This window comes from Pseudomonas rustica, assembly GCF_049959085.1.
In the GTDB taxonomy this organism is placed as follows: Bacteria; Pseudomonadota; Gammaproteobacteria; order Pseudomonadales; family Pseudomonadaceae; genus Aquipseudomonas; species Aquipseudomonas rustica.
Genome location: NZ_CP188200.1, coordinates 610,839 through 623,658, shown reverse-complemented (window position 1 = coordinate 623,658; position 12,820 = coordinate 610,839). Strand labels below are relative to the sequence as shown.

Here is a 12,820-nt window from a genome sequence, read left to right as displayed (position 1 = left end):
AACCGGCCACTAGGGCCGGTTTTTTTGTTAATGCTTATAGAGCTTAAATTCTCGATCAATCCACACGACGTAAAACACCCGATGGTTCTTGTAACCCACCATCGCTACACGCTCGAAAGCCCGAAACACCAACAACCTGACATCACCTGTTAAAAAAGCAGGTATCCCCACTTTCAGGCTGTTTCTCTCAATTGTTTCACATCCATACCGATGCCTATGCTCCTTGCGCAATTCTCTCCAAGGCATCTTTCCCAGGATCCTGAGACGCTCAAGCATTTTCGACCGTTCGACGGCCTCACAGTCCTGAATGCACCAGCCATTCTGCAAATACTCAAATGAGAAAACCGGAGGTCGGGCTTCCGATGAGTCCATTTCGATTGTGGACGTCCGTACCGTTACTATCACCGCCGCATCGCGTTCCCTGCGCTTGAACTTGGCCATTTTTCAGTTCACCAAATGCTCCCGGAAATACTCCTGCATCTCGCAGGCGGGAATTTCTCGGCTGAACTCCCCTTCCTTGAAGTTTCTACGCCATGGAGCCTCTTCATGCGTCAACTGACGCAGTTTCCACGCCGAGAATTGGCCATAAACGTCGAACACTTCGTTGAGCAGAGTTTGTTGTTTGGTACTGAAAACATCGGGATTGAAATCACTTGGAGGAGGAATGGCGCTCGATCCAAATTGGCTGAATCTTCGATACAGATCCGGAACCACTGGCCCGTGCATCCACGCTTCCAGCTTTTCAGGGAAGAGAGCCTCGCCATGGACTGCCAGACTGAACCCTTGCGCGTAATAAACCATTTTTTGAATCTTGAGATTGGAGATCTCGCCCTCATGCCCTTCCAGGCAGAGGAAATAATCCGCAACGTCCAAGCTACTCGGCATTTGAATCCCCTTCTGCATCATGCAATCCATTGCACCGTCCTTACTGAAGTGAGGCGCGATTCAGGCCAGGGCAATCGCCCTCTTCACCCGTTATCGCTCGACCATCACCCTATCTAACCACTGTTCAGTCATCCAGTATTTTTTCCCGGGCATTTGAAACAAATAATGCCGAGAGATTGCTGCTCACAATCCCGAGCATAAAAAAACCGGCCACTTGGGCCGGTTTTTTGTACCTCGACGTTGCGCCTTACAGGGCAGCAGCGTTCTCGGTCAGGTATGCCGCAACGCCTTCTGGCGAAGCGTTCATGCCTTTGTCGCCTTTTTTCCAGTTGGCAGGGCAAACTTCGCCGTGCTCTTCGTGGAATTGCAGAGCGTCGACCAGACGGATCAGCTCTTCCATGTTACGGCCCAGCGGCAGGTCGTTGATGATCTGCGAGCGGACAACGCCTTTGTCGTCGATCAGGAACGCGCCACGGAACGCTACGCCGCCTTCCGACTCAACGTCGTAGGCTTTAGCGATGTCGTGCTTCATGTCGGCAGCCATGGTGTATTTCACCTGGCCGATGCCGCCATTGTTCACTGGAGTGTTGCGCCATGCGTTGTGAGTGAAGTGCGAGTCGATCGACACAGCGATCACTTCAACGTTGCGGGCCTTGAAGTCAGCCATGCGGTTGTCCAGAGCGATCAGCTCGGACGGGCAGACGAAGGTGAAGTCCAGTGGGTAGAAGAACACCAGGCCGTATTTGCCTTTGATGGCCGAGGACAGGGTGAAGCTGTCAACGATCTCGCCATTGCCGAGTACGGCCGGGACGGTGAAGTCAGGGGCTTGTTTGCCTACGAGTACGCTCATTGATATCTCCTGGTGTAGAAACTTGAAGTTCAGGGTTTGCGCCAGCCTGCCATCCTCAGACGACAGCCCTGTGACACGAACCCCCTTCGCAAGGGCCGACCATCATACACTGCGAATTTGGCCTGTCCTTAACGGTTTTTTAAAGCAGGCGCAGAACCGTGCTGCATTTACAGGGCCAGGCAAATAGCCAGCAAACACCGTTCGTCAGTCGTAGCTGTTAATTCGCTGAAGCGGTCGGAAAGCACTTTGACAATCATTCTCGTTAACATTAAGATCCATCGCAATTGAGTCACAACCAGCGACGGTTCTCACTTATGTATGTTTGTCTCTGCACTGGCGTCACCGACGGACAGATCCGCGAAGCGATCTATGAAGGTTGCTGCAGCTATAAAGAAGTTCGTCAGGCCACCGGCGTCGCCAACCAATGCGGCAAATGTGCCTGCCTTGCCAAGGAAGTCGTTCGCGAAACCCTGACCAAGCTGCAAACCGCCCAGGCCGCGATCCCCTATCCGGTAGAATTTACTGCCGCGTAATAACACCCCATTTCAAAGAACCGGACTTATGTCCGGTTTTTTATGCCTGTAAATCAATTGCTTAGGCTCCAGACGCGGAACACAAACATTCTTATTCCGATTAATTTTCATATATTATTCAATAACTTAGGTTTGACACTTATAAATACGAAGCTCAAACTCTGCCGTATATACAGCGAATACAGGGCAGGACTCCGATCATGAAAGGCGACATTACAGTCATCCAGCATCTCAACAAGATCCTTGCCAATGAGCTGGTCGCGATCAATCAGTACTTCCTGCATGCGCGCATGTATGAAGATTGGGGTCTGAACAAGCTCGGCAAGCACGAATACAAAGAATCCATCGATGAAATGAAGCACGCGGACAAGCTGATCAAGCGCATCCTGTTCCTCGAAGGCCTGCCGAACGTGCAGGATCTGGGCAAGCTGCACATCGGCGAGCACACCCAGGAAATGCTGGAGTGCGACCTGCGCATCGAGAAGACCGGCCACGCTGACCTGAAAACCGCGATCGCACATTGCGAAACCGTCGGTGACTTCGGCAGCCGTGAACTGCTGGAAGACATTCTCGAATCCGAAGAAGAACACATCGACTGGCTGGAAACCCAACTGGGTCTTATCGGCAAAGTCGGTCTTGAGAACTATCTGCAATCGCAGATGGGCGAAGAGTAGGAGCTGCCGCAGGCTGCGATCTTTTTAGATTGCACCGGCAACTCGCAATAACTTTTCGGACGCACTAAAAAGCCCCGCCCTCTTTCGAGGTGCGGGGCTTTTTATTGGCTTTTCTGTAGGAGCATGGCTCGCCAGCGAAGAAAGCGCCGCGGTGCTACAGACACACCGCGTTATCGTTTTTCGCGAGCAAGCTTTGCTCCTACAACAAAAGCATCAGGCTTCGGACTTGTTAGCCGCAGCCGCTTCAACAGCCGACTTGATGGTGGTTTGCAGCGAACCGTCTGCAGCCATCTCGGTCATGATGTCGCTACCGCCGACCAGCTCACCGCCAACCCACAGTTGTGGGAAAGTCGGCCAGTTGGCGTACTTAGGCAGGTTGGCGCGGATTTCCGGGTTCTGCAGGATGTCCACGTACGCAAACTTTTCGCCACACGCCATGACAGCCTGCGCTGCTTTCGCGGAGAAGCCACACTGTGGGGCATTCGGCGAGCCTTTCATGTAAAGCAGAATGGTGTTGTTGGCAATCTGCTCTTTAATCGTTTCGATGATATCCATGGAGCACCTCGGCTGAACTTTCCGACTCACGGGTCGGCACGGTGACGCATTGTAACGGAATCCCGAGCGCCATGCTCGGTCTCCCCGACGGTCACGTTCAAGCCGCCGCCACGGTGACCGGCACGCCGTTCAACGCGGCATTCCCGGACAATTCGTCGAGCTGGCACTCATCGGTCAGGTCATTAGCGCTCGAACCTGGCTGGCCACTGGCAATCGCCATCTGCACACCCGGGCGCGCATGCCCCCAACCGTGCGGCAGGCTCACCACGCCTTTCATCATGTCGAGACTGCCGAGCACTTCCACTTCAATCTGCCCGACCCGCGAACTGACGCGCACCCACTGACCATCGTAGAGCCCACGACTGGCGAGATCGTCCGGATGCATCAGCAACTGATGGCGCGGCTTGCCTTTTACCAGACGGTGATAGTTGTGCATCCACGAATTGTTGCTGCGCACATGTCGGCGGCCAATCATCAACAGTTCGTCGGCGGCCGGAGCTTGCAACGCGGCAAACCGTGCGAGGTCAGCGAGGATCTCTGGCGGCGCGGCCTGCACGTGCTGGTTCGGCGTTTTCAGGCGCGGCGCCAGATTGGCTTTCAACGCGCCCAGGTCAATGCCGTGAGGATGATCGAACAGTGTCGCCAACGAGAGTTTCTGCTCGGAGGCGTCACCGTACATGCCCATCCGCAAACCCATATCAATCATCTTCGCCGGTGGCATGGTCGGTTTCAGCTCCTTGCCGGTTTTCTCGGCGAATGCTTTGGCCAGACCGACAAAGATCTCCCAGTCATGCAGCGCGCCCTCAGGCTTGGCAAGGATCGCGCGGTTGAAGCGAGTGACATTACGCACCGCGAACAAGTTGAACGTGGTGTCGTAGTGATCGTTCTCCAGTGCCGACGTCGACGGCAGGATCAGGTCGGCGTAACGCGTGGTTTCGTTGATATAGAGGTCGATGCTGACCATGAACTCCAGGCCATCCAGCGCCTGCTCCAGTTGCCGCCCGTTCGGCGTCGACAACACCGGGTTACCCGCCACAGTAATCAGCGCGCGGATCTGGCCTTCGCCTTCGGTGAGCATCTCTTCGGCCAGTGCCGAGACCGGCAGCTCTCCGCCGTATTCAGGACGCCCGGAAACACGGCTTTGCCACTTATTGAAATGCCCGCCCGACGTCGACGCCACCAAGTCCACGGCCGGCTCGGTGCACAGCGCACCACCCACCCGGTCGAGGTTACCGGTAACCAGATTGATCAACTGCACCACCCAGTGGCACAGCGTGCCGAAGGCTTGAGTCGAAACGCCCATCCGGCCATAGCAAACCGCACTCGGCGCCGCAGCAAAATCACGCGCCAGTTGGCGGATCTGCTCGGCGGGAACGGCGCACAGCGGGCTCATGGCCTCGGCGGTGAACGTCTCCACCGCAGCGCGCATGTCGTCCAATCCATCGACCGGCAAATGACTGTCGCGGGTCAGGCCTTCACTGAACAATGTGTTGAGCACACCAAACAACAATGCGGCATCGCCACCGGGGCGCACGAACAAATGCTGATCGGCCATCGCCGCCGTTTCGCTGCGCCGTGGATCGACGACCACGACTTTACCACCGCGTGCCTGGATCGCTTTTAAACGTTTTTCAACATCTGGCACGGTCATGATGCTGCCATTAGAGGCCAGTGGATTACCGCCGAGAATCAACATGAAATCGGTGTGATCGATGTCCGGAATCGGCAGCAGCAAGCCGTGGCCGTACATCAAATAGCTGCTCAGGTGATGCGGCAACTGATCGACTGAGGTCGCCGAGTAGCGATTGCGCGTTTTCAGCAATCCAAGGAAATAATTGCTGTGGGTCATCAGCCCGTAGTTGTGCACGCTCGGGTTGCCTTGATAGACCGCCACCGCGTTCTGGCCGTGACGCTCTTGAATCGCCGCCAGTTTCTCGGCCACCAGCGCAAACGCCTCGTCCCAGTCGATCGGCAACCATTCGCTACCCACGCGGCGCATCGGCTGACGCAGGCGATCCGGATCATTCTGGATGTCTTGCAGCGCGACAGCTTTGGGGCAGATATGGCCACGGCTGAAGGTGTCGAGCGCATCACCCTTGATCGAGGTGATCGCCACGTGGCCATCGGTTTCAGTGGTCTCGATGGTCAGGCCGCAGATGGCTTCACACAGGTGGCAGGCACGGTGATGGAGAGTCTTGGTCATGGCCAGTCTCTGTCTTGTTCTGGGCGGGCAATGACGCCCGCGGGAACAAAACTATGGCCCCGTCGCGGGTCAGGCGCCAGCGACGTTCGTCTTGTGAATCGACGGCTATCAGGTGCGCCGATAGACCGCCTCACTCAACTGGAGGGCAGTTGCGGCGGCGCGGCCAGCTGGATTTCCTGGATGGTTTCGATCTGCTCGTGAGCGACGTGTACGCCGGTGAGTTCGCCGATCAATCGCCAGTGCTCATCGAGCCCGGCACTGATGGTCGCCATGCGGTCGATCATGTGGCGGCCGGCGGATTTGACCACGTCGTCTTCGCTGCGCAGCAGCTCGAAGGACATTGAAGTCATTGACGCGGTGAGATGGGTCAGAGAGCGAGCCGTGTGGCCCAGCAATTCCATTAACAATTTTTCTTTCGATTCCATGCGGAGGCTTCCTGCGTCGCTCGAAACTTATTTATAACCCAGCACTTTGCTTTAGCAAATGTTTCAACCTGAGCATCCGACCAAGTGATGGCATGCCGCCACGGTCGTAAACCGACTCAAGCGACCCGATCCCCGCCACGGCGGATTGCCAAGCCCCGCGAGGCCAGTGTACAAAGGGACTCGCTGCTGTCCTGAACCCGGCTTCAAATGTGCGACTGCAACATCCTGTCCGCTCTCCGAATCCCGCAAAACCGTAGCCTATTGGAAAAACGCGACATTTAATGTCAATATCGCGCCTCCCCCTATTTCGTCGCCCCGTGCGGCTTACGCCGCAGGTCTCGCCCGTTGTTCCGTTAAACAAGGCTTTGAGCATCTGCGGTTTGTAGCAAAAAGGTAGTCAATGATGAGCGCAAGGCACTTTCTCTCCCTGATGGATTGCACGCCCGAAGAGCTGGTCAGCGTGATCCGTCGAGGCGTTGAGCTCAAGGACCTGCGTAACCGCGGCGTACTGTTCGAGCCTCTGAAAAACCGCGTGCTGGGCATGATCTTCGAGAAATCCTCGACCCGCACCCGGATCTCCTTCGAGGCCGGCATGATCCAGCTCGGCGGTCAGGCGATCTTCCTCTCGCCGCGCGACACCCAACTGGGCCGTGGCGAGCCGATCGGTGACTGCGCCATCGTCATGTCGAGCATGCTCGATGCGGTGATGATCCGCACCTTTGCCCACAGCACCCTGACCGAATTCTCCGCCAACTCGCGCGTGCCGGTGATCAACGGCTTGTCCGATGACCTGCACCCGTGCCAGTTGCTGGCCGACATGCAGACGTTCCTTGAACATCGCGGCTCGATCCAGGGCAAAACCGTGGCCTGGATCGGCGACGGCAACAACATGTGCAACAGCTATATAGAAGCGGCGATCCAGTTCGACTTCCAGTTGCGCGTCGCGTGCCCGGAAGGTTACGAGCCGAACCCGGAATTCGTCGCCAAGGCCGGCGATCGCGTGACCATCGTCCGTGATCCGCAAGACGCCGTGCGCGGCGCGCATCTGGTGAGCACCGATGTCTGGACTTCGATGGGTCAGGAAGAGGAAACTGCCAAGCGCCTCAAGCTGTTCGCGCCGTTTCAGGTCAACCGTGCGCTGCTCGACCTCGCTGCCGAGGACGTGTTGTTCATGCATTGCCTGCCGGCGCACCGCGGCGAAGAAATCAGTCTCGACCTGCTTGATGACCCGCGCTCCGTCGCCTGGGATCAGGCAGAAAACCGTCTCCACGCACAGAAGGCCCTGCTCGAGTTCCTCGTTGAACCGGCATATCACCACGCATGAGCCATGAATTACTGCTGAACCTGCGCAACCTCGCTTGCGGCTATCAAGATCAACGCGTGGTGCAGAACCTCAATCTGCACCTCAACGCCGGTGACATCGGCTGCCTGCTCGGCTCGTCCGGCTGCGGCAAGACCACCACCCTGCGCGCCATCGCCGGTTTCGAGCCGGTACACGAGGGCGAAATCACCCTTGGCGGCGAGACCATTTCCAGCGCCGGTTTCACTCTGGCGCCGGAGAAGCGCCGGATCGGCATGGTGTTCCAGGACTACGCGCTGTTTCCGCACCTGAGCGTCGCCGACAACATTGCCTTTGGTATCCGCAAGCATCCGAACAAGGAGCGCGTCACCGAAGAGCTGCTGGAACTGGTCAACCTGAAAAATCTCGGCAAGCGTTTCCCGCACGAGCTATCCGGTGGTCAGCAACAGCGCGTCGCCCTCGCCCGTGCGTTGGCGCCGGAGCCGCAATTGCTGCTGCTCGATGAGCCGTTCTCCAACCTCGATGGCGAGCTGCGCCGCAAGCTCAGCCATGAGGTGCGCGACATTCTCAAGGCCCGTGGCACCAGCGCGATTCTGGTCACCCACGATCAGGAAGAAGCCTTTGCCGTCAGCGATCACGTTGGCGTGTTCAAGGAAGGTCGGCTGGAACAGTGGGACACGCCGTACAACCTGTATCACGAACCGGCGACGCCATTTGTGGCGAGTTTTATCGGTCAGGGTTACTTCATTCGCGGTCAGCTTGGTAGCCCGGAATCGGTGCAGACTGAGTTGGGCGAACTGCGCGGCAATCGGGCTTATACCTGGCCGATTGGCGGGGCGGTGGATGTGTTGCTGCGTCCAGATGACATTGTTTATGCACCGGACAGTTCGTTGAAAGCGCGGATTGTCGGCAAGACGTTCCTCGGGGCCTCAACCCTGTATCGCTTGCAACTGCCGACGGGGGCGCAGCTGGAATCGATTTTTCCGAGCCATGCTGATCATCAGGTCGGTGCGGAAGTAGGGATTCGGGTTGCGGCTGAACACTTGGTGCTGTTCCAGGCCTCCGGCAGCACTGCTGCGCAGATCCCGGCAGTTGAGAACGGCGTCCGCCGCTACAACACCGCCCTTTAAAGATCAAAAGATCGCAGCCTTCGGCAGCTCCTACAGGGATCAATGTAGGAGCTGCCGAAGGCTGCGATCTTTTAGCTTTTAACCCAGGATCAGGGTGCCGCTGGCGACGAGCGTTGCATGCCCGCCAATCTTCACCCGTTCACCCTCCAGCCGACAAAACAACTCCCCGCCCCGCGCCGAGCGCTGGCACGCGGTCAGGCTCGATTTGCCCAGACGTTTTGACCAATACGGAATCAAGCTGCAGTGCGTCGACCCGGTCACCGGGTCTTCATTGATGCCAATCGCCGGGGCGAAATAGCGCGAGACAAAATCGTGCTGATTGCCCCGCGAGGTGACGATTGCACCGAGCCACGGCAGTTTGGCCAGCGCGACCATGTCCGGCTTGCAATCGAGTACGGCCTGCTCCGACTCCAGCACCACAAACAGTTCGTTCGAGCCGAGCACATCAACCGCTTCAACGCCCAGCGCCCGCTCGACATCCAGGGTCACGCCAATCTCTGACGGCACGATCGAGGGGAAATCCAGCCACAAACGCCCGTCTGCTCGCGTCACGCTCAACGGCCCGGACTTGCAGGTGAAGTCGATACGCTCGGCCGTTTCCTTGTAGATCTCGAACAACACATAAGCGCTGGCCAGCGTCGCATGGCCGCACAACGGCACTTCAGTGGTCGGGGTGAACCAACGGATATGCCAGGCCGAACCTTCGCGCACCAGAAACGCGGTTTCCGCCAGGTTGTGTTCACCCGCGATCTTTTGCATCAAATCATCGGCGAGCCACGCATCCAGCCGATAAACCATCGCCGGGTTGCCACTGAATGGCCGCTCACTGAATGCGTCAACCTGATGAAACTCGAGCTGCATAACCTTCTCCTTAAGTCAGTCGGCAGAGCATGCAATGCGGGCCGGATCAGCGCCAGCGACAGAACCGGCCAATTTTCTTCATACAGAATCAGCCGACGTTACGCACGACCGATGTCGGCGAATTTGGCCTGGGTGTGTTCAGCGAGCACGGCGGGTGCCAATTCGACTTCCAGCCCACGCCGGCCGGCGCTGACATAAATAGTCGCAAAAGCCTGAGCCGAACTATCGATGAAGGTGCGCAGACGCTTTTTCTGCCCCAATGGACTGATACCGCCCAGCAGATAACCGGTGGATCGCTGCGCCGCTGCCGGGTCAGCCATCTCGACTTTTTTCACCCCCGCCGCCTGCGCCAGACCTTTGAGGTCGAGGCTTCCGACGACCGGCACTACGGCCACCAGCAGCTCACCTTTTTCACTCGCCGCCAGCAAGGTTTTAAACACCTGCGCTGGCTCGAGCGCCAGTTTTTCCGCAGCCTCCAGCCCGTAGGACGCGGCCTTTGGATCATGTTCGTAACTGTGCACGCGATGTTCGGCACGAACTTTTTTTAACAAGTCCAACGCAGGGGTCATGGCAGCTCCAGGCTCGGCAATGGCAGAAAATCCTGCGCCGGATTCTAGGACATCGAGCCGTAAAAGGCTCTATCCCGGCCCCGAATTACGCGGCTTTGCAGGTAATTCACAACGTTAAGAAAGCGGTCACCCGGTGAGTCATTCATGCGACTGATAGTTCTATTGTGACTGACGGTTCACTTTCGACCTTTGACAGGTTTGTTTCTTGTCTATATTTTTTCGAATCTGAATAATGTAAGAATTATCATCATTGCAGCACTCAGCAGTAAACCGGGAAACGAATGGGGATTCCGACCCGGTGAAAATCGCGCCTTGCCCTGTCGGCAATCGCGCCAGACAACAACAAAAATTGAGGTTTTCAATGACAACTGCTTTACAGCAACCATCGCTTTCGAGCCAATGCATGGCCGAATTTCTGGGTACTGCACTTCTGATCTTTTTTGGCACTGGCTGTGTCGCCGCGCTCAAAGTCGCGGGCGCCAGCTTCGGCCTGTGGGAAATCAGCATCATCTGGGGCGTCGGCGTGAGCATGGCGATCTACCTCACAGCCGGGGTTTCCGGCGCGCACCTGAACCCGGCTGTCAGCATCGCCCTGGCAATCTTCGCCGACTTCGAAAAGCGCAAACTGCCCTTCTATATTCTTGCGCAGATCGCCGGCGCCTTCTGCGGGGCGCTGTTGGTTTACACGCTGTACAGCAATCTATTCTTCGATTACGAACAAACTCACCAAATGGTTCGCGGGTCCGCCGCCAGCCTTGAGCTGGCCTCGGTGTTCTCAACGTTCCCGAACCCAGTGCTGTCCACCGCCCAGGCATTCCTGGTCGAGATGATCATCACCGCGATCCTGATGGGCGTGATCATGGCCTTAACCGACGACAACAATGGTCTGCCAAGAGGCCCGATGGCGCCGCTGCTGATCGGCTTGCTGATCGCGGTGATCGGCAGCTCGATGGGCCCGCTGACCGGTTTTGCGATGAACCCGGCGCGTGACTTCGGTCCGAAACTGATGACTTTCTTCGCTGGCTGGGGTGAAATTTCCTTCACTGGCGGCCGCGATATTCCGTACTTCCTGATTCCGATTTTTGCACCGATTGTCGGTGCCTGCCTCGGCGCTGCCGGGTATCGCGGGCTCATCGCCCGTCACCTGACCGGCGCCACACCTGCTACAAAGGATGCAGAACCGGCCATTGACGGCAAACCAAGAACTTCTTGAAACAGTCGGCGCAGGCTCCTGCCCATCCGAGCCTGCGCCACGGCCCAATCACCCTTATTTCGTCCAAGGCAATCGACATGACCGACATTCAGAATAAGAACTACATCATTGCCCTCGATCAGGGTACGACCAGCTCCCGCGCGATCATTTTTGACCGCGACGCGAACGTGGTCTGCACCGCGCAGCGCGAATTCGCTCAGCATTACCCGCAAGCCGGTTGGGTCGAACACGATCCGATGGAAATCTTCGCCACCCAAAGTGCGGTGATGGTTGAAGCGCTGGCACAGGCCGGTCTGCACCACGACCAGGTCGCGGCCATCGGCATCACCAACCAGCGTGAAACCACCGTGGTCTGGGACAAGACCACCGGTCGCCCGGTCTACAACGCCATCGTCTGGCAATGCCGCCGCAGCACCGAAATCTGCCAGCAGCTCAAGCGCGATGGCCACGAGCAATACATCAGCGACACCACCGGTCTGGTCACCGACCCGTACTTCTCCGGCACCAAACTGAAGTGGATCCTCGACAACGTCGAAGGCAGCCGCGAGCGTGCGCGCAACGGCGAGCTGCTGTTCGGCACCGTCGATAGCTGGCTGATCTGGAAATTCACTGGCGGCAAGGTGCACGTCACCGACTACACCAACGCCTCGCGCACCATGCTCTTCAACATTCACTCGCTGGAGTGGGACGCGAAGATGCTGGAGATCCTCGACATCCCGCGCGAGATGCTTCCGGAAGTCAAAGCGTCATCGGAAATCTACGGCCACACCAAGAGCGGCATCGCCATCGGCGGTATCGCCGGCGACCAGCAAGCGGCGCTGTTCGGTCAAATGTGCGTAGAACCAGGTCAGGCGAAAAACACCTACGGCACCGGCTGCTTCCTGCTGATGAACACCGGCGACAAAGCGGTGAAATCGCAGCACGGCATGCTCACCACCATCGCTTGCGGCCCGCGCGGCGAAGTCGCTTACGCCCTGGAAGGCGCGGTATTCAACGGCGGTTCGACCGTGCAATGGCTGCGTGATGAACTGAAAATCATCAACGACGCCCACGACACCGAATACTTCGCCAATAAAGTGAAGGACAGCAACGGCGTGTATCTGGTGCCAGCCTTCACCGGTCTGGGCGCTCCTTACTGGGATCCGTACGCCCGTGGCGCACTGTTCGGCCTGACGCGCGGTGTTCGCGTAGATCACATCATCCGCGCCGCGCTGGAATCGATTGCCTACCAGACCCGCGACGTACTCGACGCCATGCAACAGGATTCCGGCGAACGCCTGAAAGCCCTGCGCGTGGACGGCGGCGCGGTGGCGAACAACTTCCTCATGCAGTTCCAGGCTGACATCCTCGGCACTCAGGTCGAGCGCCCGCAAATGCGCGAAACCACAGCGCTGGGCGCGGCGTACCTGGCCGGTCTGGCGTGCGGTTTCTGGGGCAGCCTGGAAGAGCTGCGCGGCAAAGCGGTGATCGAGCGCGAGTTCGAGCCGAGCCTGGACGAAGTCGAGAAAGAGAAGCTGTACAAAGGCTGGAAAAAAGCCGTCAGCCGCACCCGTGACTGGGCGCGTGAAGACGCTGAATAAGCCAACCTGAGTACTTGTAAAGGCTTGTAACTGGTAGGGAGG

The 12,820-nt window shown here is 57.7% G+C and carries 14 protein-coding genes; 6 read left to right on the top strand and 8 right to left on the bottom strand.

The genetic code is table 11. The features are described from left to right. Positions 1 to 27: 27 nt before the first annotated feature. The 3 genes from ACP3TY_RS02995 to ACP3TY_RS02985 all read right to left on the bottom strand — a co-directional run bounded on the left by ACP3TY_RS02995 (position 28) and on the right by ACP3TY_RS02985 (position 1,735). Positions 28 to 441 (bottom strand): hypothetical protein, encoded by a 414-nt coding sequence (locus ACP3TY_RS02995; RefSeq protein WP_426619221.1) that lies wholly within the window; start codon positions 439 to 441, stop codon positions 28 to 30. A gap of 3 nt (positions 442 to 444) precedes the next feature. After that, the gene (locus ACP3TY_RS02990; protein ID WP_007916669.1) at positions 445 to 915 is read right to left on the bottom strand and encodes a Panacea domain-containing protein; all 471 of its coding nucleotides are present in this window, start codon (positions 913 to 915) and stop codon (positions 445 to 447) included. A 217-nt stretch (positions 916 to 1,132) separates the two neighbouring features. After that, positions 1,133 to 1,735: a peroxiredoxin gene (locus ACP3TY_RS02985; protein WP_003227723.1), complete on the bottom strand. Its 603-nt coding sequence runs from the start codon at positions 1,733 to 1,735 to the stop codon at positions 1,133 to 1,135. A gap of 314 nt (positions 1,736 to 2,049) precedes the next feature. On the opposite strand from ACP3TY_RS02985, the gene ACP3TY_RS02980 reads away from it, so the two are divergent. Both ACP3TY_RS02980 and bfr read left to right on the top strand, forming a co-directional pair. After that, positions 2,050 to 2,268, top strand: a complete 219-nt coding sequence (locus tag ACP3TY_RS02980) for a bacterioferritin-associated ferredoxin (RefSeq protein ID WP_426619220.1) — start codon at positions 2,050 to 2,052, stop codon at positions 2,266 to 2,268. Between the two features lie 200 nt (positions 2,269 to 2,468). Further along, positions 2,469 to 2,942 carry a bacterioferritin gene (bfr, locus tag ACP3TY_RS02975; protein ID WP_426619219.1) on the top strand — a complete coding sequence of 158 codons (474 nt, stop codon included), beginning with the start codon at positions 2,469 to 2,471 and terminating at the stop codon, positions 2,940 to 2,942. A gap of 213 nt (positions 2,943 to 3,155) precedes the next feature. On the opposite strand, the gene grxD is transcribed toward bfr, so the two are convergent. The 3 genes from grxD to ACP3TY_RS02960 form a co-directional block, all read right to left on the bottom strand. Continuing rightward, complete coding sequence (grxD, locus tag ACP3TY_RS02970; RefSeq protein WP_007916674.1) at positions 3,156 to 3,497, bottom strand: Grx4 family monothiol glutaredoxin; 342 nt, start codon at positions 3,495 to 3,497, stop codon at positions 3,156 to 3,158. 97 nt (positions 3,498 to 3,594) lie between these two features. After that, positions 3,595 to 5,700 (bottom strand): molybdopterin oxidoreductase family protein, encoded by a 2,106-nt coding sequence (locus ACP3TY_RS02965; RefSeq protein ID WP_426619218.1) that lies wholly within the window; start codon positions 5,698 to 5,700, stop codon positions 3,595 to 3,597. A 134-nt stretch (positions 5,701 to 5,834) separates the two neighbouring features. After that, on the bottom strand, positions 5,835 to 6,125 hold the full coding sequence (locus ACP3TY_RS02960; RefSeq protein WP_053123421.1) for a hypothetical protein: 291 nt from the start codon (positions 6,123 to 6,125) through the stop codon (positions 5,835 to 5,837). Between the two features lie 403 nt (positions 6,126 to 6,528). Between ACP3TY_RS02960 and argF the strand changes: the two genes are divergently transcribed. Together argF and ACP3TY_RS02950 are read left to right on the top strand one after the other, a co-directional pair. Next, positions 6,529 to 7,449, top strand: a complete 921-nt coding sequence (gene argF, locus ACP3TY_RS02955; RefSeq protein ID WP_426619217.1) for an ornithine carbamoyltransferase — start codon at positions 6,529 to 6,531, stop codon at positions 7,447 to 7,449. Continuing rightward, positions 7,446 to 8,555 carry an ABC transporter ATP-binding protein gene (locus tag ACP3TY_RS02950; RefSeq protein ID WP_212548824.1) on the top strand — a complete coding sequence of 370 codons (1,110 nt, stop codon included), beginning with the start codon at positions 7,446 to 7,448 and terminating at the stop codon, positions 8,553 to 8,555. Before argF ends, ACP3TY_RS02950 begins: the two co-directional genes overlap by 4 nt. Positions 8,556 to 8,633: 78 nt before the next feature. Here the strand turns inward: ACP3TY_RS02950 and ACP3TY_RS02945 are convergent, their stop codons facing one another. Together ACP3TY_RS02945 and ybaK are read right to left on the bottom strand one after the other, a co-directional pair. Continuing rightward, a complete protein-coding gene (locus ACP3TY_RS02945) occupies positions 8,634 to 9,416 on the bottom strand; it encodes a PhzF family phenazine biosynthesis protein (protein WP_426619216.1) in 783 nt (260 codons plus the stop codon). Between the two features lie 98 nt (positions 9,417 to 9,514). Then, positions 9,515 to 9,985, bottom strand: a complete 471-nt coding sequence (gene ybaK / locus ACP3TY_RS02940) for a Cys-tRNA(Pro) deacylase (RefSeq protein ID WP_426619215.1) — start codon at positions 9,983 to 9,985, stop codon at positions 9,515 to 9,517. Positions 9,986 to 10,346: 361 nt separating this feature from the next. Here ybaK and ACP3TY_RS02935 point away from each other — a divergent pair, with 361 nt between their 5' ends. Continuing rightward, positions 10,347 to 11,198: an MIP/aquaporin family protein gene (locus ACP3TY_RS02935; RefSeq protein WP_053123429.1), complete on the top strand. Its 852-nt coding sequence runs from the start codon at positions 10,347 to 10,349 to the stop codon at positions 11,196 to 11,198. 77 nt (positions 11,199 to 11,275) lie between these two features. Then, entirely contained in the window at positions 11,276 to 12,778 is a 1,503-nt protein-coding gene (glpK, locus tag ACP3TY_RS02930) for a glycerol kinase GlpK (RefSeq protein WP_212546291.1), read from the top strand. Positions 12,779 to 12,820 lie beyond the last annotated feature (42 nt).